At 63.8% G+C, this 18,604-nt stretch carries 20 protein-coding genes; 19 read left to right on the top strand and 1 reads right to left on the bottom strand.

Translation table 11 applies throughout. From position 1 onward, the window contains the following. Positions 1-110: 110 nt before the first annotated feature. The 4 genes from ACVCMI_RS07795 to ACVCMI_RS07780 all read left to right on the top strand — a co-directional run bounded on the left by ACVCMI_RS07795 (position 111) and on the right by ACVCMI_RS07780 (position 3,465). Complete coding sequence (locus ACVCMI_RS07795; RefSeq protein WP_447099249.1) at positions 111-1,013, top strand: hydroxymethylglutaryl-CoA lyase; 903 nt, start codon at positions 111-113, stop codon at positions 1,011-1,013. Between the two features lie 61 nt (positions 1,014-1,074). After that, positions 1,075-2,394 (top strand): amidohydrolase family protein, encoded by a 1,320-nt coding sequence (locus ACVCMI_RS07790; protein ID WP_447099250.1) that lies wholly within the window; start codon positions 1,075-1,077, stop codon positions 2,392-2,394. Further along, on the top strand, positions 2,391-2,879 hold the full coding sequence (locus ACVCMI_RS07785) for a GNAT family N-acetyltransferase (protein WP_447099251.1): 489 nt from the start codon (positions 2,391-2,393) through the stop codon (positions 2,877-2,879). Before ACVCMI_RS07790 ends, ACVCMI_RS07785 begins: the two co-directional genes overlap by 4 nt. Positions 2,880-2,883: 4 nt before the next feature. Beyond that, positions 2,884-3,465, top strand: coding sequence for an N-acetyltransferase family protein (locus ACVCMI_RS07780; protein WP_447099252.1), 582 nt, complete (start codon positions 2,884-2,886; stop codon positions 3,463-3,465). 99 nt (positions 3,466-3,564) lie between these two features. Here ACVCMI_RS07780 and ACVCMI_RS07775 read toward each other — a convergent pair whose 3' ends face one another. Continuing rightward, positions 3,565-3,999: an RcnB family protein gene (locus ACVCMI_RS07775; protein WP_395117475.1), complete on the bottom strand. Its 435-nt coding sequence runs from the start codon at positions 3,997-3,999 to the stop codon at positions 3,565-3,567. Between the two features lie 207 nt (positions 4,000-4,206). Between ACVCMI_RS07775 and ACVCMI_RS07770 the strand changes: the two genes are divergently transcribed. From ACVCMI_RS07770 to ACVCMI_RS07700, 15 genes are all read left to right on the top strand, one after another. Further along, complete coding sequence (locus ACVCMI_RS07770; RefSeq protein WP_447099253.1) at positions 4,207-4,974, top strand: SDR family NAD(P)-dependent oxidoreductase; 768 nt, start codon at positions 4,207-4,209, stop codon at positions 4,972-4,974. A gap of 127 nt (positions 4,975-5,101) precedes the next feature. Further along, positions 5,102-5,665 (top strand): elongation factor P-like protein EfpL, encoded by a 564-nt coding sequence (gene efpL / locus ACVCMI_RS07765; protein ID WP_395117471.1) that lies wholly within the window; start codon positions 5,102-5,104, stop codon positions 5,663-5,665. A gap of 162 nt (positions 5,666-5,827) precedes the next feature. Then, positions 5,828-7,888, top strand: a complete 2,061-nt coding sequence (locus ACVCMI_RS07760) for an FUSC family protein (protein WP_447099254.1) — start codon at positions 5,828-5,830, stop codon at positions 7,886-7,888. A 114-nt stretch (positions 7,889-8,002) separates the two neighbouring features. Next, the gene (locus tag ACVCMI_RS07755) at positions 8,003-9,037 is read left to right on the top strand and encodes an amidohydrolase family protein (RefSeq protein ID WP_395117467.1); all 1,035 of its coding nucleotides are present in this window, start codon (positions 8,003-8,005) and stop codon (positions 9,035-9,037) included. Beyond that, positions 9,034-9,549: a hypothetical protein gene (locus tag ACVCMI_RS07750; protein ID WP_395117465.1), complete on the top strand. Its 516-nt coding sequence runs from the start codon at positions 9,034-9,036 to the stop codon at positions 9,547-9,549. The genes ACVCMI_RS07755 and ACVCMI_RS07750 overlap by 4 nt, the downstream gene beginning before the upstream one ends. A 95-nt stretch (positions 9,550-9,644) precedes the next feature. Continuing rightward, entirely contained in the window at positions 9,645-10,922 is a 1,278-nt protein-coding gene (kynU, locus tag ACVCMI_RS07745) for a kynureninase (protein WP_447099255.1), read from the top strand. Between the two features lie 740 nt (positions 10,923-11,662). After that, positions 11,663-12,097: a hypothetical protein gene (locus ACVCMI_RS07740; protein ID WP_447099256.1), complete on the top strand. Its 435-nt coding sequence runs from the start codon at positions 11,663-11,665 to the stop codon at positions 12,095-12,097. Positions 12,098-12,857: 760 nt separating this feature from the next. Beyond that, positions 12,858-13,196 carry a hypothetical protein gene (locus ACVCMI_RS07735; protein WP_447099257.1) on the top strand — a complete coding sequence of 113 codons (339 nt, stop codon included), beginning with the start codon at positions 12,858-12,860 and terminating at the stop codon, positions 13,194-13,196. A gap of 73 nt (positions 13,197-13,269) precedes the next feature. Next, positions 13,270-13,611, top strand: a complete 342-nt coding sequence (locus ACVCMI_RS07730; protein ID WP_447099258.1) for a hypothetical protein — start codon at positions 13,270-13,272, stop codon at positions 13,609-13,611. A 59-nt stretch (positions 13,612-13,670) separates the two neighbouring features. Beyond that, positions 13,671-14,135 carry a GNAT family N-acetyltransferase gene (locus tag ACVCMI_RS07725; RefSeq protein ID WP_447099259.1) on the top strand — a complete coding sequence of 155 codons (465 nt, stop codon included), beginning with the start codon at positions 13,671-13,673 and terminating at the stop codon, positions 14,133-14,135. Between the two features lie 807 nt (positions 14,136-14,942). Beyond that, the gene (locus tag ACVCMI_RS07720) at positions 14,943-15,707 is read left to right on the top strand and encodes a hypothetical protein (protein ID WP_447099260.1); all 765 of its coding nucleotides are present in this window, start codon (positions 14,943-14,945) and stop codon (positions 15,705-15,707) included. Positions 15,708-16,282: 575 nt separating this feature from the next. Continuing rightward, complete coding sequence (locus ACVCMI_RS07715) at positions 16,283-16,885, top strand: hypothetical protein (RefSeq protein ID WP_447099261.1); 603 nt, start codon at positions 16,283-16,285, stop codon at positions 16,883-16,885. A gap of 103 nt (positions 16,886-16,988) precedes the next feature. Continuing rightward, positions 16,989-17,288: a hypothetical protein gene (locus tag ACVCMI_RS07710; RefSeq protein ID WP_447099262.1), complete on the top strand. Its 300-nt coding sequence runs from the start codon at positions 16,989-16,991 to the stop codon at positions 17,286-17,288. A gap of 248 nt (positions 17,289-17,536) precedes the next feature. Further along, positions 17,537-17,935 carry a hypothetical protein gene (locus ACVCMI_RS07705; protein WP_447099263.1) on the top strand — a complete coding sequence of 133 codons (399 nt, stop codon included), beginning with the start codon at positions 17,537-17,539 and terminating at the stop codon, positions 17,933-17,935. A 149-nt stretch (positions 17,936-18,084) separates the two neighbouring features. Further along, complete coding sequence (locus ACVCMI_RS07700) at positions 18,085-18,561, top strand: GNAT family N-acetyltransferase (protein ID WP_447099264.1); 477 nt, start codon at positions 18,085-18,087, stop codon at positions 18,559-18,561. Positions 18,562-18,604: the final 43 nt, after the last annotated feature.

The raw sequence follows: 18,604 nt of genomic DNA, 5'->3' as shown, positions 1-18,604 counted from the left end.
CTACCGGACCGCATTTGTAGGAGCGCACCCTGTGCGCGATGCTCTTCTTCACATCACGCAAAAGCTTCGCGCACAGGGTGCGCTTCTACACGCCATTACCGGAGCATCTGATGTCCCCGTCCAACCACGTACACATCGTCGAAGTCGGCGCCCGCGATGGCCTGCAGAACGAGAAGACCCTGCTGCCGGCCGCGGTGAAGATCGCGCTGATCGACCGGCTCTCCGCCACCGGCCTGAAGACCATCGAGGCCACCAGCTTCGTCAGCCCGAAATGGGTGCCACAGCTGGCCGACGCCGCCGAGGTGTTCGCACGTATCCGCAAGCTGCCTGGCGTCAGCTACCCGGTGCTGGTGCCGAACCTGCAGGGCTACCAGCGTGCGCGCGAAGTCGGCGCGCGCGAGGTCGCGGTGTTCACCGCCGCCTCGGAGGCGTTCAACCGCAAGAACATCAACGCCTCGATCGATGAATCCATCGAACGCTTCATCCCGGTGATGGAGCAGGCCCGGGCCGAAGGGGTGAAAGTGCGCGGCTACGTCTCCACCGTGCTCGGCTGTCCATACCAGGGCGAGGTGCCGGTCAGCGATGTGGTACGCGTGGCGCGCCGGATGCACGAGCTGGGCTGCCACGAAATCTCGCTGGGCGACACCATCGGCGTCGGCACGCCGGCGAAGGCGCGCGCGATGCTGCACGCGGTGGCGCAGGAAGTGCCAATCGCCGCGCTGGCCGTGCACTTCCACGATACCTATGGCCAGGCCCTGGCGAACATCCTGGCCTGCCTGGAGGAAGGCGTGCGCGTGATCGACAGCGCGGTCTCGGGCACCGGCGGCTGCCCGTACGCGAAGGGCGCCACCGGCAACGTGGCCAGCGAAGACGTGGTCTACATGCTGCACGGCATGGGCATGGAAACCGGCATCGACCTCGACCTGCTGGTCACCACCGGCGCCTGGCTGGCCGCGCAACTGCACAAGGAAACCGCCAGCCGGGTCACCCGGGCACGCACCGCCGCGGCCTGAGCCACTCGCGAAATCCCGACGGCGATCACTATCATCGGCTTTCGGTTGACGAGACGAAGCGATGCGCACGAGCCTGATGACCTGGTGGCGGGCGGCAGCGACACTGCTGATCCTGCTCTGCAGCCTGTCCGCCAGCGCCGCCACGCCGAAGGGTGATTGGTTGCTGCTGCCCGATCGCGTGTGGACCGCCGACGGTGACGTCGCACACGCAGGCTGGGCCGTGCTGGTGCGCGACGGCATGATCTCGGCGGTCGGCCCGGCCGGCTCGATCGACGCGCCTGCGGACGCACGCCGCGTCACCTTGCCCGGCGCCACGCTCACGCCGGGCCTGATCGACCTGCACTCGCACCTGTTCCTGCACCCGTACAACGAGACGCTGTGGAACGACCAGGTGCTGACCGAGCCGCAGGATTACCGCACGCTGCTGGCGGCGAAGCATGCGCGCGACACCTTGCTTGCCGGTTTCACCACGCTGCGCGACCTGGGCACCGAAGGTGCCCGCTACGCCGACGTGTCGGTCAAGCGCGCCATCGACGAAGGCCTGATCCCCGGCCCGCGCCTGTTCGTGGCCACCCGCGCGATCGTCGCCACCGCCAGTTACGGCCCCGGCCCGCGCGGCTTCCGTCCGGACATCACCCTGCCCGGCGGCGCGCAGGAAGTCAGCGGCGTCGATGCAGCGATGGCCGCGGTACGCGAACAGGCCGCGCGCGGTGCCGACTGGATCAAGATCTACGGCGACTACCGGGTCGGTCCGGACGGCGCTACCGCGCCAACCTTCACCGCCGCCGAACTGAAGGCGCTGGTCGACACCGCGCACCAGATCGGTCGCCCGGTGGCCGTGCACGCCGCCAGCGACGCCGGCGTGCGCATGGCGGTGGAGGCCGGCGTGGACAGCGTGGAACACGGCTACGGCGCCAGCGAGGCCACTTTCAGGCTGATGAAGCAGCACGGCATCGCCTACGAGCCCACGCTCACCGCGGTCGAGTCCACCGCGGAATATTTCCAGCATTACGTGCCCGGCAAGAGCGAACCGACCGAGCGCATGCGCGAAGCCGACCACGCCTTCCGCACCGCGCTGAAACTGGGCGTCACGATCGGCAACGGCAGCGACGTCGGCGTGTTCGCGCACGGCGAGAACTGGCGCGAGCCGGCAGCAATGGTGGCCGGCGGCATGACGCCCGCGCAGGCATTGCACGCGGCCACCGACGTGGCGGCAAGAATCCTGCGCCAGTCGCAGCGCCTGGGCCGCATCGCACCCGGCCTGGCGGCCGACCTCGCCGCGTTCAGCGGCGATCCGAGCACACAGATCGACGCACTCCAGCATCCGGTCTTCGTGATGAAGGCCGGCCTCCCCTATCTCACTCCCGACCACACCCCATGAGCGAAAACTTCCTGATCCGCCCGATCGCACCGGGCGACAACGCGGCGATGGCCGCGATCATCCGCGCCGTGATGCCCGAGTTCGGCGCCGACGGCCCCGGCTTCGCGATCCATGACGCCGAAGTCGACACGATGTACGAGTCCTACGCACAACCGCGCAGCAGCTATTTCGTGCTCGAGCGCGACGGCACGGTGATCGGCGGTGGCGGCGTCGCGCCCTTGCAAAACGCGGAGCCGGACGTGTGCGAGTTGCGCAAGATGTATTTCCTGCCCGCCGCGCGCGGCATCGGTGCCGGCTCGGCGATGATGCAACGCTGCCTCGACGCGGCCCGCGGGCACGGCTTCCGGCGCTGCTACCTGGAAACGCTGACCGGCATGGACGCGGCGCAGGCGCTGTACAAGCGCAGCGGCTTCACCGCGTTGTGCGCGCCGATGGGCGGCACCGGGCATTTCAGCTGCGACCGCTTCTTCATCCGCGAGCTGTGAGCCCATGACACCCATTCGCACTGCCCGCGACGAAGACGCCGCCGCCATTCACACGATCTACGCACCATCGGTCAGCGACGGCGTGGCCACCTTCGAAACCGGACTGCCCGGCGTGGAAGCCATGCGCGAACGCCTGCGCGCGCGCCTCGAACACTACCCGTGGCTGGTGTGGGAAGAAGCCGGCGAGGTGCTGGCCTACGCCTACGCCGGCCGCTTCCGCGAACGCGCCGCCTATGACTGGATCGCCGAAACCTCGATCTACGTGCGCGCCGACGCACAGCGCCGCGGCATCGCGCGCCAGATGTATGGCGTGCTGCTGGACGTGATGCGGCTGCAGGGCATCACCCAGGCCGTCGGCGTGATCACCCTGCCCGGGGTGGCCAGCGTGGCGATGCACGAGGCGATGGGCTTCACGTCGACCGGCGTGTGGCGACAGTGCGGTTACAAGCTCGGCCGGTGGTGGGACGTGGGCGTATGGCAGAAGGAGCTGCAGGCGGCGGCGAATCCGCCCGCGCCCGTCACCCCTTTCCCGCAGTTGCCACAGGCCACGCTGCAAGAGTTGCTGGAAGACCACCCGAACGCGTAGAGCGGGCACTGCCCGCCTTGCGCTCCCGCATATCTGCACCGGTTTGCCTGAAAAAAAGCGTGCCCGCGGATGCGGGCACGCCTTCACGGTCAAGCCGGCTTACTGGTTGAGCAGCAGGTCGACGATCACGCCGGTAGCGATCGCCACCAGCAGGAAGTCGCCGTTGTCGCTGCGCACCCAGTGGTAGCCACGCGGCGGTTCCCGCAGGCGGGCGTCGCGCCAGTCGTATACCACGTAGCGGGTGCTGCGGTATTCCACCGGCAGGTAGCCGCCGCGCTTGTACCAGCCCTCGTGGCGACCGCGGTCGTGCCAGTTCTTGTAGCGGCCATGGCCGCGACCGTGGCCACGCCCCTGGTCGTTGTCGCGATCGTAGCGCACGTAACGGTCGCCATCATGGTCGTAGCTGCGGTCACGGTCGTTCTGCCCGTGGCGATCGCGGTCGTGGCCCCGACCGTGTTCCTGCGCCAATACGGGGCTGCCGGCCAGCATCAGCATCGTGCCGCATGCAACAGACAGAGCAAGCAACTTTTTCATGATGGATCTCCACTTGGTGGGCCAGGAACCGCGTGCATCGTACCGACAACCGCCTGACGATGCTGTGCGGTCAGACGACACGCTGGTGCCGACACCCCCAACCGGGCATGAATCGGCCAGCCGGGCGTGTTTTGCGTTCAGCCTGCAGCATACGCGGCGGCTCGGCTACCATTGGCGGCTTTCCGCATCCGTTTCGGGGGATCACCCATGCAGCTCGATCAGGTCAAGGCCATCATCACCGGCGGCGCCTCCGGTCTCGGCCACGCGGTGGCGCAGCATTTCGTCGCCCACGGCGGCCGCGTCGCACTGTTCGACGTCAACGACGAGAAGGGCCAGGCCGCCGCGAGGGAACTGGGCGACGCCGCCCGCTTCTTCCGCACCGACGTCACCTCCGAAGAGGGCGTGGCCACCAACGTGGCCGCTGCACATCACGCGCTGGGCGGACTCAACGTGGTCATCAACTGCGCCGGCATCCTCGGCGCGGGCCGCGTGCTGGGCAAGGAAGGCCCGATGCCGTTGGCCAACTTCTCCGGCACCGTGATGGTGAACCTGGTCGGCAGCTTCAACGTGGCCAAGGCCGGCGCGGCGCTGATGCAGAACAACCAAGCCGGCGAGGACGGCGAGCGCGGCGTGATCATCAACACCGCCAGCGTCGCCGCCTACGAAGGCCAGATCGGCCAGGCCGCCTATTCGGCATCGAAGGGCGGCGTGGTCGGCATGACCCTGCCGATGGCGCGCGAGCTGGCGCGTTTCGGCATTCGTGTGGCCACCATCGCGCCGGGCATCTTCTGGACCCCGATGGTCGACGGCATGCCCGAGGCCGTGCAGCAATCGCTGTCCGCCTCGATCCCCTTCCCCTCGCGGCTGGGACGGCCGGACGAATACGCCAGCACCGTCGCTTTCATCCTGGGCAATCGCTACATCAACGGCGAGACGATCCGGCTGGACGGGGCGGTGCGGCTGGCGGCGAAGTAGCCGCCAGGGAATAGGGAATGGAGAATAGGGAATAGGAAAAGCCGGTTCCCGCCACCCTGCCCCACTGTCGCCCAGTACCGCTCTTGCCATTCCCTATTCCCCATTCCCTATTCCCGGCCCCAAACCCATGAAAGCTTCCGACGTCAAGAAAGGCAACGTGGTCGAGCACGACGGCACCGTCTACCAGGTGCGCGACATCGAGCGCAGCGCGCCCACCGCGCGGGGCGGCAACGTCACCTTCCGCTTCACCATGTATTCGATTCCCGGTGCGCGCAAGTACGACCTCAGCCTGCGCGCCGACGACGACCTGAAGGAAATGGACCTGGTCCGCCGCGCGGCGAACTTCTCCTACATGGACGGCGACGCGTTCGTGTTCATGGACGCGGAGGACTACACCCAGTACCTGCTTTCGCCGGAACTGGTCGGCGACAACGCCGGCTACATCGTCGAGGATCTGGAAGGCTATTACGTGCAGTTGATCGACGACGCCCCGGTCGGCCTGCAGGTACCGACCAGCGTGGTGCTGACCGTGGTCGATACCGCGCCGGAAATGAAAGGCTCCAGCGCCACCAAGCGCAACAAGCCTGCCAAGCTCAACACCGGCATCGAAGTGCAGGTGCCCGAGTACATCAGCGTCGACGAAAAGGTGTGGGTTAACACGCTCACCGGCGAGTTCGCCGGCCGGGCTTGAGCAACCTCAAACCGTAGGGCGGGCACCGCCCGCCGCTCCCGCCACCGTGCGCGGCGGGACGAAGAGCCGGCGGACAGTGTCCGCCCTACCCCGGCGATTCGCGGGCACGGGCAGCACGGCTTTTTGCGATACTCGTTTTCCGCTCCCCGCGGCGCCCTCTCCATGTCTTCCAACAGCTATTCGCTGCGCGCCCACGCGATCGAAAGCCTGACCCAGGTCAAGCGGCCGAACGTGCCGTGGCGGGTGGTCGTGCGCAACACCGCTGCCGTGGTGCTGCCGCTGGCTGCCGGCATGGCGACGGGCCACCAGACGATCGGCCTGGCGGTGGCCAGCGGCGCGTTGAATGCGATGTTCTCCGACCAGCCCGGGCCGTATCGCCAGCGCCTGCGGCAGTTGCTGCTGAACGCGCTGGCCGCGGGCCTGGCCTCGCTGGCGGGTTTCCTGCTCGGCGACCAGTTGCTGCCACTGCTGGCGATTACGGCGGCGCTCGGTTTCTTCGGCGGCCTGCTGGTGGTGTTCGGCCCGGACACGGCACGCGCCGGCATGACCAGCATGATCCTGCTGGTGATCACCGCCGCCACCCCGCAGCCGCTGCCCGGCGCACTGGGCGGCGCAGCGCTGATCTTCGCCGGCGGCCTGCTGCTGGCCGCGTTCTCGCTGGCGGCATGGCCGCTGCAACGCTACTGGCCCGAGCGCCACGCCCTCGTCGAGGTGTACCGAGGGCTGGCGGCGCTGGCGCGCGAAACCCGCCACGACGCGACAGACGTGCCGGCGCTGACCGAGGCGATGACCACCCTTCAGCAGACCCTGCTGGGGCGCCACCGCGCCCACGGGCGCGCGATGGAAGCCTTTGGCGTGTTGCTGGAACTGGCCGAGCGAATCCGCCTGGAACTCACCGCCATCGCCGAGCTGCATGCCGGCCCTGCCTTGCAGGCCGGCTTCCGGGATGGCGCGGCCGAGGTGCTCGCGGCGATTGCCGACGCGCTGGAGCACGGCGATTCGCCCGCACGCGCCGACACGCTGCTGCAGGCCTTGCGCGCGCGGCACGACGAGGGTGACGGGTTGGCGCCGCATCGGGATGCGCTGATCGGTCAGCTTGCGGCAGCCGTGCGCAACGCCGACTGGGCCGGCAGCCGCGGCGAGCTGCGCGCCAGCGCAGCGGAAACGCGCCTGCCGGCGACCCTGCGCAGCACGGCGATCCGGGCCACCCTGCGCGCCAGCCTCACGCCGCGCTCGGTGGCGTTCCGCCACGCCGTACGCATGGCAGTGTGCCTCACCGCAACGCTGGCGCTGTCGCGCTGGCTGGATCTCCCGCACGGCTACTGGGTGCCGATGACGGCGGCGATCGTGCTGCGCGCGGATTTCGCCGCCACCTTCAACTTCGGCCTGTTGCGCGTGCTCGGCACCGTGCTCGGTCTGGTGCTTACCACGATGTTGCTGTCCATCACGCCCGACCAGCCATGGGCGCATCTCGCCCTGATGGCCGTGCTGTGCATGGCGTTCCGCTACCTGGCCGGCGCGCATTACGGCATCGCGGTGGCCGCACTGACCGGCACCGTGGTGATCCTGCTTTCGTTCGAGGGCGTGGCGCCCGATGCCGCGGTGCTCGACCGCGTGATCGACACCGCGCTGGGCTGCGGCATCGCCCTGTTCGCCTACGTGGCGTGGCCGACCTGGGAGCGCAGTCGCGCGCGCGAGGCCCTGGCCAGCATGCTCGACGCCTATGCTGATTACCTGGGCCACCTGGCCAGATGCGGCGGCGTGGTGCGCGGCGAAATTCGCTCCGCCGCACGCACGGCCCGGATCAATGCGCAGGCGTCGATCGAGCGCATGCGCAGTGAGCCGGCGACGCCTCCTGCGTTGCTGGCGCTGGCACGCCAGCTGCTCGCCAACGGCAACCGGCTGGCGCGCACCGCGATGACGCTGGAAGCGATGCTGGGCGACCTCGCCAGGTTGCCGCCGTCGACCGGGCTGGCCGACTTTATCGGGGAATGCATCCGCGCACTGCATGCCATCTCCGACGCGTTGCGCCAGCAGGCACCGCTCACCGGGCTGCCCGACCTGCGTGCCGCGCAACGCGCGCTGGTTCGCCGCACTGCGGGCGCGGACGCTGCCAGTGTCGACCTGCTGGGCCGCATCAGCGATCGCCTGGTGGACAACATCGATACGCTTGCCCACGTCATCAACCGCCACCGGCCCGAGCCGGCCCTGCCCGACCGGTAGAAGCGCACCCTGCGCGCGCTGGATCCTCCCGTGGCGAAAGAGCTCGCGCACAAGGTGCGCTCCCGCAAAAACCAGTGAGGCGACGGCGGCGCCCGGAGGTTTTACACTGCACGGATGCTCAAGATCGACACCCACGCGCACATCCTGCCCCGCGACTGGCCGAACCTGGCAGCCAAGTACGGCGACGACCGCTTCCCGGTGATGACCCATACCGACGGTCGCCACCGCATCTACAAGGACAGCCGCTTCTTTCGCGAAGTGTGGGATTCGGCGTTCGACCCGCAGACGCGCATCGACGACTATGCCCGCTTCGGCGTCGACGTGCAGGTGATTTCCACCGTGCCGGTGTTGTTCTCCTACTGGGCGCCGGGATACCAGGCGCTGGAACTGCATCGCCACTTGAACGACCACATGGCCGGCATCTGCCGCGACTACCCGCGCCACTACGCGGGCATCGGCACGGTGCCGCTGCAGGCGCCGGAGCTGGCGGTGCGCGAACTCGAGCGCTGCATCGACGAGCTGGGCCTGCAAGGCGTGCAGATCGGCTCGCACTGCGGCGACTGGAACCTGGATGCGCCTGAGCTGTTCCCGTTCTTCGAGGCGGCCGCCGATCTCGGCGCGGCGATCCTGGTGCATCCATGGGACATGATGGGCATGGCCAGCATGCCCAAGTACTGGATGCCGTGGCTGGTCGGCATGCCCGCGGAGCAGTCCCGCGCCGCCTGCTGCCTCGCCTTCGGCGGCGTGCTGGAGCGGCTGCCGAAGCTGCGCGTGATGCTGGCCCACGGCGGCGGCAGTTTTCCGTACACCATCGGCCGCATCGAGCACGGTTTTCGCATGCGCCCGGATCTGGTGGCCACCGACAACCCGCGCAACCCGCGCGAATACCTCAAGCGCTTCTATTTCGACTCCTGCGTGCACGACGACGATGCCCTGCGTTACCTGCTGGATGTGACCGGCGTCGAACAGGTCATGCTCGGCACCGACTATCCTTTCCCGCTGGGCGAACAGGTGCCGGGCAGCGGCATCGAGGCGCTCGGCCTGGACGAGGCCGGGCGCGAGCGACTGTTCCATGGCACCGCGCTGGAGTGGCTGGGCCTGCCCAGGCATCGTTTTGCCCCCGACCCTTCTCGACCGGAGTCCGCATGAACCTGCTTCGCACGACCACACTGGCGCTCGTCGCCACCCTGCTGCTGGCCGGCACGGCGCACGCCGCGGAAGTCAGCATGGCCGGCGGCAACATCACCTTCGACACGCCCGCCAACTGGCTCCCGATCATGCAGACCGAAGGCGACCCCGAGGCGCAGGTGTTCCAGGTGCCCGACCCCTCGCCCACCGGCAAGAGCAGCCTGGCCCGCGTCACCGTCACCGTCACCCGGGTGCCGGACATCAGCAGCTTCCACCAGTTCATGGCCCAGGCCACGGCCAAGGCGCTGGCCCTGCCCGGCTACCAGCAGGACAAGGTGCCGCCGGTACCGAACAGCAACCTCTACACCGCGCAGGAAAACGGCACCGCCTTCAGCTACACCGAGCACTACTGGTTCAAGCACGGTTACGCGATCCAGCTGCGCTGCGTGCGCCCGACCCGCACCCAGGCCGGCAGCGCATGGCAGGCCGATTTCGACAAGGGCTGCGATGCACTGGCCGTCCAACTGAAATAGATCCGCAACCCCTGCAGGAGCGCGCTCGCGCACGATGCTCTCCGTCGCGCCGACGAAAAGCGCGCCAGCCGCTCCCACCGAAACAGGACACCACCATGCCCGACTACCAGCCCACCGCTGCGTGGGCCGCCGCCCGCGATGCCGCCGATCCGCTGCGCGCGTTCCGAGACGAGTTCCTGATCCCGCCGCACGAAGGCCGCGACAGCGCCTATTTCTGCGGCAACTCGCTCGGCCTGCAGCCGCGCGCCGTGCGCGAGGCGGTCAACGCGGAGCTGGACTACTGGGGCGAGCTGGGCGTGGAAGGCCACTTCAAGGGTCGCCTGCCGTGGATGGACTACCACGAGTTCGTGCGCGACGACCTCGCCGCCGTGGTCGGTGCGCTGCCCACCGAAGTAGTGGCCATGAATACCCTGGGCGTGAACCTGCACCTGATGATGGTGAGTTTCTACCGCCCCACCGCCGAACGCCCGGCGATCCTGATCGAGGCCGGCGCCTTCCCCACCGATCGCTACGCGGTGGAATCGCAGATCCGCTTCCACGGTTTTGATCCCTCCACGGCATTGATCGAACTGGAAGCCGACGAGCCGAACGGCATTGTTTCCACCGCCGCCATCGAACGCGTGCTGGCCGAACACGGCTCGCGCATCGCCCTGGTGATGCTGCCCGGCGTGCAGTACCGCACCGGCCAGGCGTTCGACCTCAAGGCCATCACCGCGCTGGCGCATCGGCACGGCTGCACCGTGGGCTTCGACCTCGCCCACGCCGTCGGCAACCTGCCGCTGCAACTGCACGACAGCGGCGCCGACTTCGCGATCTGGTGCAGCTACAAATACCTGAACAGCGGACCCGGTGCCGTCGGCGGCGCCTTCGTGCACGAGCGCCACGCCAAGGCCGTGTTGCCGCGTTTCGCCGGCTGGTGGGGCCACGACAAGACCACGCGCTTCCAGATGGGCCCCCGGTTCGTGCCCACGCCCGGCGCCGACGGCTGGCAGCTCTCCAACCCGCCGATCCTGGCGCTGGCCCCCCTGCGCGTGTCGCTGGAAATTTTCCGCCGCGCCGGCATGGATGCTCTGCGCCAAAAATCGTTGGCGCTCACCGGCTACCTCGAATGGCTGGTGCAGACGCAACTGGCCGACGTACTGCAGGTCGTCACCCCCGCGGACCCCGAACGCCGCGGCGCCCAACTCTCCATCCGCGTGATCGACGGCCGCGAACGCGGCCGCGCACTGTTCGATTATCTGATGGCCCACGGCGTCATCGGCGACTGGCGCGAACCCGACGTGATCCGCATCTCGCCCGCGCCGCTGTACAACCGCTTCGCGGATTGCGTGGCGTTTGCGGAGGCGGCACGCGAGTGGAGTCGCGGCGGCTGACCCGACCGCTACCGGATGATTGCCGGTCCCGACGCGATCCGGCGACCCAGGCGCATGTCGCACCGCAAGCCCCCATTGGCCCGCTGGCCAGACCGCGCCCGAAAATCCGGCGCCCCACCACACGAAAACCCGGCACTTTCGTCCCCGTTACACCCCCACTCCCGAGGGTGTAACTCATACACCCTCAAATGTGCCGGATAACACCGAGCCGCAAACCCCGTACCCGCCCCCACACCGCGGCGCAACCGGATGATCCGTCGCAGAAATCCCCCGCTTGAACGATGGAAAGTGGAGCCGCATACTCCGAGCAACACCCCATTTTTGGGGTCTACTTAGCGTTAGGCCTCATGCACGATAGATTCGTACTTGCGTCAATTGCTCTCGTAGCCCTTTGGCTACTATGGCTATGGCTGGCAGTCGCGCTCTACCAAAAAGTGGATTCACGCTTTTCTGGCCTGCTGCCTGCCCTTCATAGCCGGCTTCAACCAGTTACTGATTGGACTTCATCATGGGCGTTGCTCAAATTTATTTGCAAAGCCCGGCCGAGCCTCATCGATGATCCTTCAATTCTCAAAGCTGTTTCGGTTGTTCGCTGGCTTGCTGTTCCAGTACTGTTCCTGTGGGCCTACGTTTTGTACTTCCAGTTGCAACACCCGGCCTAACCAATCGTTCAAGGCGGACGGCTTCGCCGCCGCTTAACTCCAGCGTTAGGTTGCTTGTCCAACACTGCTAGGCGTCGAATGGATCCACTCGATCAATCATTGCTCATGGACCTTGTGCTCGCTATCAAGGATGGCGAGGAGGAGCGCGTGCATCAGCTACTTACACTCGGTGTTCCACCCGATCGTATCGACAAGTCTTCCGGCTGGAGCGCATTGCACGCTTCGGTTCTGTACAACACAGTATTTCTCCCAGCACTTCTACAGCGCACACTCAATCCAGACGCGCCTACGGTCCTTGGCGGCACAGCACTCTCATATGCCGTTCACGAGCTTGGCGAGAACCCAAGCATTGAACGCCAGCGGCAACTTCACGACGCAATAGGCTTGCTTCGACGCTCAGGCGCAAATCCCAAGTTCGGCGGCCCAGATCAGAGTGCTCTTGAGCTTTCTCGTCTTTACAGAATGCCGGATGTAGAGCAACTTCTTTTGCAAAGCGTGGGTGGCGCAACCTAACTATGCGTCCAAGCGGACGCGCGAAAAGCCGCGCGCCGCTTAACTCCAGCGTTAGGTGTCAAGACAAACATGGTCGAGTGTCCCTACTGTCACAAGCAAGCTATGTCCCAGCTCCGGAAGTCGTGTTTGGGACCCATCCTTACGGCTTCTTGCCGGTCTTGCCACAAGCCAGTCTCTGTACATCCGGCAGCCATGCTTGCTGTAACCCCGTTTCTGTTTAGCATCGTCCTTGCAGGGCTCGTCGTGTCTCAGGGCTGGTGGCTTACCGCCACTTCATTATTTGTCGGTGCTGCATGCATGTTCGCAATTCATGCGTTTCTCGTCCCACTGGTGCCGCGCGGCACCTAACCAGTCATTCAAGCGGACGGCTTCGCCGCCGCTTAATTCCAGCGTTAGGCGGCAGAGCAATTTTCCGGTTTGCGCTGGGCCTCGTGCTCCGCTCGCGCATCTGCGCTTCGTTGTCCATCGGGTTGGCCTGCGTTCCAATTTCACCGGCGCTGGGCTCGTCCTTCGCAGGTCGCGCGCGCAGCCAAGCTTTCGTTCTTCCAGGCAGCTCAGGCGCGCGATCTCCAGCTACGTTAGGTTTACCGCAAGCGGTTCGGGCGCGGCGCGCAGGCCCTCACCTCTTCGGTCGTTGTGGCGCCTTTTGGGTGGCGCTATCGTTCTTGCCAGCGGCGGCGCAACGTGGCGCCGTCTAACCAGTCATCCAAGCGGACGGCTTCGCCGCCGCTTAATTCCAGCGTTAGGCCTGCATGTGCAAATGAGCCTTATAGTCCCAGCAATTTTTTTGCTCGCTTTGGCGGTCATTCTGCCGTTGTATGCGATGTACTTCATTTCGCTTCATCGCTTCGGAAAGGAGTTCAGGCAATTTCATCCTGGCCTCTACGAGAAATTGCTCGCGACAGGTCGTCCTTCGCTGTCTCCTGTCAACGGTAACTATCGGGCCTTCCAAGCCATCCAGTCTGGCAAAGTTTCAGTTGAAGCATTGAACCCTCTTGTGCTTTCTTCGTACCGACTCGCACGCAAAAGACTGCTGCTTGGCCTTTCGTGCTTCATGGTGTTGTTGTTTTCCGGCCTTGCTATAAGCCTCAACAAATAGGCTGTAAGGTAGGGCCTAACCAGTCATTCGAGGCGGACGGCTGCGCCGCCGCTCAATTCCAGCGTTAGCGCCCATGTCCGCGACACTTCTAATTTTGTGGTTTACAGGGCTTCTCGCAGTCACCTTCGTTCCGCCTTTCTGGGTGCCACAGAGCAAGCGGAAGTCTTTGCGTGAAATGCTGTCGTCAGCCTACTTCGGCATCAGCGTTGCAATTCTCCTCGTCGGTTACACCACACATGCGATCTCTGTTGGCGAAGTCTCATTCGGCAAACATCAGGGGCATGTTTACAGCCTCGCTACCCAGCCAGAGCTATTCTTCATCATGCTAGCGCTCAATCTGGTGCTGTTCTTCTGTGGCTTAGCCTTCTGCTGGGGTGTGTTCAAAAAAAACCTCGCCCTGTATGTTGGGCGCTAACCACTCGTTCAAGGCGGACGGCTTCGCCGCCGCTTAACTCAAGCGTTAGCTTTTAAAGCATGACTGACATCGCCATGTCCAATCACAAGGTTCGTCGTGCGGAGCTTGCCGACGCTACTGAAATCGCCGCGTGTCTTTCTGCTCTTGGTTACGGCACCTCGGCCAGTCTCGTTACCGAACGACTTGCCTCATTTTCCAAGAGCCACGTGGACGCTGTATTCGTCACTTCGGTTGCCGGTCATGTACCGTTGCTGGGTGTTGTTAGCGTGCATTTGCTGCCTCTCTTTCATGCTCCAGGTCTACTAGGTCGCATCACCTCACTTGCAGTTAGTCCTGAGGCCCGCAGCAAAGGTGTAGGCAAAGCACTCGTTGCGGCAGCTGAGGAGTGGGCGTGGAGCGAGGGTGCTCAGCGCATGGAGGTTACGAGCGGCGATCACCGTCTCGCTGCGCATGCGTTCTACCAAGCAGTCGGGTATTCGCTAGACGAGCGCCGCTTCATCAAGCATGCTGCCAAAGCAAGCTAACAGTTCGTTCAAGGCGGACGGCTACGCCGCCGCTTAACTCTAGCGTTAGAGCGCTCCGAAATGTCTCAGGCGACAAAAATTTTCCTTCCCATCGCCAGCTTCCTCCCGCTGCTATTGGGCCAGATCTTTGCCTTTCTACTGCTCTCCAATCCAGTGGGCGGTCACCCTTGGCTCGAGGACAACGTGGGTTATCTAGTACTTTCCCTCGTTGCTTTTCAGTTCGCAATTGCCGCTTTCTTCATTTGGCATCTTCGGAACCGTTCAACTGTCCCACCGGGGCAACGCATTAGTTGGGTGCTCCAGTTCCTCTTCTTGCCACTTGGCCTGGTTGGTTACTGGTATAAGCACATTTGGCAGGTCGATGGGCACGCGCTCTAACATGTCATTCGAGGCGGACGGCTACGCCGCCGCTCAATTCCAGCGTTAGGCGGCAAGAGCTTCATGCTTTTTGTCGTCGTGTCGCGCGCGGCATGTTTCGCGGTGTCGCTTCGGCTGGCGGCGTTCGGTGGTGCGGGCTGGCCTGCGCGGTGGGTTTTCGTGCGCTAGGTGGTTGGCGGCGGCATGCGCGCGGGGGTGTGTTTCGTTGCGTCGTTCATCGCGGCGCGCGCGGCTTCCCGTGATGTGGTGCATGTCGGCAGGCGGGTTGTTCATCGTGCGCAGGCCACAACGGCGGCGGCGTTGTCTGGCTTTCCAAGCAGCGCTATGGTGCTGTTCACCGGCGGTGCAAGGTGTGGCCGTCTAACAGTTCATCCAAGCGGACGGCTTCGCCGCCGCTTAATTCAAGCGTTAGGCGGCAATGGAGAGAACATGGAGTCGTTGAAGAGAATCGAAGGCCTGGCAGCCGCGCGGCGCAGCTCATTCATCGGCCAAGCCGGTGTCCTGTCTGACCTGCGCTCTATGTCCCCGGAAGACGCTATCGCTTGGCTAGAGAGCCACCTCGCTTCACCGATCGCCAAAGATTGGGGGCAGCTGCTCCATGCACTTGGTGCAAGCGGCGCAGTCCTTCGTCGCTGGTTCGAGCTGGGCAAAGAGCATGCACTGGCTGCCGCAGATGCTGCTGTTGCGTACGCGGAATCGGGAAATGCCCACGTTGCCCTGAGTGCTCTGCCCGCACTGCGGGCCGCTGCTGAAGCCCACAATGTTCCGCGGCTAAACGCCGCGCTGGCAGCTTTGGAACAAGCGGCAGAGATCACTCCTGAGCCCGCCTTGGATGCGGATCTGCGCCGGGCCGAAGCGATCCTTTCGGGTGGCCAAGGCTTGGCGCCCGCTGCGCGGGCCGCAGTTGCTAGCGCGCCCGACCACTCCGCAAAGTGGCACGCGCTCTTTCACGCCATGGATCGCATCTACTGTGTTGCGGTGCTTGATTGGAAGTGCCCGCCGCAAGAGCAACTCGCAGCCCTGCAGAGCCTTCCAGTTTGGGCCGCGCACGGGGGCAACAGCGGGCTGGAAGTGGCTTCCGCAGAGTTCGGAAGCGACGAAATTTTGCTAATCGCCCTCCCAGCCGCGCAAGTCCGAGAGGTCGCTGAGCTAGCGGCACCAGCACGCGTTGCACAGCATCGGGTTGCCGCCTAACAATTCGTCCAAGCCGACGCCGCTTCGCGGCGCGGCTTAACTCAGGTGTTAGGCTTTGCACATGGATCACGTGAAGATCGGGGGAGCAGAAATCGCCATACCAGCCTTAGGGCAATGGCGTGAAGCAATCGCTTCAGGGCAGCTCAGTGGCTCGCCTCTGGTTTCACCTGAGGGCATTTCGTCTTGGCTTGATCGCTACAGTCATGTGTCATGTGCGGTCCTCGGAGCTTCGTGGCATCACGGCAAATGGTGGTCTATTCCTCTTCTGCGACTTAACGACATTCATTATCCCGTCCACTTCGAAGACGTGATCTGCAACCATTGCAAAAAGCGGTGCGGCTTGTCGGCATGTCCAGACACTACGTCGCTCTGGTGGCCGGGCAGCACATTAGCGGACGCTTGGGCACTCTTCAAAGACCTACCCATTCTTCATTGTCCACACTGTCAAAGCACTCTCAGTCATCGGCAAACTATTTGGTTCGCGGCGCCTAACCACTCGTTCAAGGCGGACGCCTCCGGCGCCGCTTAACTCCAGCGTTAGAATCCACTGGGAAGTCACAGGTTTAGGGGGAGTCATGGGTAAAGCATGTACATTGCTGGCGCTTGTTGCGCTGTGCTTAACAGGTTGCGCGCCGCTGCAAGTTAATCTGTCCAGCTCCGAATACCAACCGACGCCAAGCACTTCGAACACACCGAAGCGGGTCGCCAGCGTAACGGTCATAAATCGCGCAGCCGACGCCGAGCTACAAAATCATCCGTTCAGTGACTCCCTCATCCCTATAAAAACAGCAGTTTCACCGCAATCAACAGTCGAGTCAGACATTAAGCTGCTACTCGCAGAGACATTAAGCATCGGAGGCACCGAAGATAAATCAGTGTTTGTCACCATCAGAAAAGCCGATGCTTATTGGACAATGGGCGTAGCCGACCGAATACCATTTGTTGGCTTAGCAACTGCGACGCGTGATAGGGACTTTGTTATGCATGTTGTGCTGTCCCTCGAAGTTCGTAAAGACGGTGCCGTGGTTGCAAGCTACCCAGTGGATCGCGAGATGAAAATTGTCGGTAAGGCAACTACTCGTGACGCCATATCGGAGTCGTATCAGCACCTCATTGCAACGTATCGAGCAGATGTCCTTGGCGACATACAGCGTAATTTCATTGACAAGTCACTGTAGTATCCAAGCTGGACTCGACGGAGGTGGTTTCTAACTACTCGTCCAAGCGGACGCGCGAAAAGCCGCGCGCCGCTTAACTCAAGCGTTAGGCAGGGAGACAGGAATGTCCCAGATTTTTGTGGGTGCGGCGCTTGCAGTTTTTGTCGCCGTTTGGCTCACAGCTCTCATCACCTTGCTCGCGTGTGTCGTCTACGCCATCAAGACCGTTCGCTGCGCTCGTCCGGGCATCAAGCTCTGGGGTCGCGACACGCTATGGAATCCTGCCAACGTACTACTTAGCTCCGACATGCTCACTGAGGAGGGGCTGCGGTATCGTCGCAAATGTTTTATATCACTGGGCATCTTCGTAGTGTGCGTTGGCGGTACGCTGCTGCTTGCAGCAATCACAGGGCAGCTCAGGTGAGCTACAGGCTGCCTAACAGTTCGTTCAAGGCGGACGGCTTCGCCGCCGCTTAACTCAAGCGTTGAGGTTGTAGAAAAAGTCGGTTTGCCAAGTTGATCGCGGCGGCGCCGAAAATCGCCCTCACAGGAGGCGCTAGAATCGACGCGCAGCACCTTGGGAGGGGTCGAAGTACCCCCGGAAATCGGCAAATTTCTTGACCAAGGACTTTTTCTACAACCTCGTTAGGCACCAATTCAGGGCGGGATTCCATGAATCATAAATTTATAAGCACGTTCATCTCGGCCACTTGCCGCGTAGTCTTCGTAACGAGCGTGGTGCTTATTCTGGCCTCGTGCGCAACTGAGCCAAAGCAAGCGATCAACAAGCCGAGCAGCCAAGACATTGATTACGCGCTCTCGAATGCTATGAACTGCATCAAAGCAGCTATTCCACAATTTGACGACGGGGTATCTAGTGCTGAGACAGTTGGGCACGCAGCTGTCGGGAGCTGCACTTCTGAGATTGATGCCTATACGGAGCTTAATCTTCGTGGCACACCAATAAGTACGTCTGACTATCCAGAAATGTCTGAAAAGATTAAGACTATTTTTTCGAACGTTACCGTTCAATTGGTGTTGAAGCGACGCGTGAACAGCGCAGGATCGTAATATCGCCATTGGCGTAATGCCTAACAATTCGTCCAAGCGGAAGAAGCGCCACCTCGTCAGACGGACAGTTCACCGAGGCGCGGGAGCGGAAATTCCTGGCGTTGATCCCACTGTCCGTGAGGTAGAATCCGCCGCGCAAGGGGGGCGACATGCCGGTTTTGCGTCCAATCACCGAAGCCGAGTTCGCAGCCTGGCGTGACGCCGTGATTCCTGGCTATGCGCAAGAGAAAGTGAGGTCGGGCGACTGGCCTCCGGAGAACGCGGTTGACCGCGCGCGCACGCAGCTTGACGAGCTTTTGCCCCAGGGAGCGGCGACGCGCGACAACTGCCTTTTCACCATAACCGGACCCGTCGACGAGCCGGTGGGGACCCTCTGGTTCGCGGTGAAGGAGCGAGGCGGACGTCGGGTAGCCTACATCTACGATGTCGTCATCGCTCCGCAATATCGTCGCCAAGGCCACGCGGCACGTGCATTCGCCGCGCTCGAGCAGAAAGTCGCCCATCTTGGCCTGGAGGGAATCGCCCTTCACGTCTTCGGCCATAACCAGGCGGCCCATTCGCTGTATGTCAAGCTCGGCTTCGTGGAAACGGACATCACCATGTTCAAGCCGATCGACGCCGCGTAAGTTTCCTCGTCAGGCAGATGCGGCGAGAGCGGATCGAGGTTCG

The sequence above is a fragment of the Rhodanobacter sp. UC4448_H15 genome (assembly GCF_052978265.1).
This window is presented reverse-complemented; position numbering and strand designations above follow the sequence as displayed.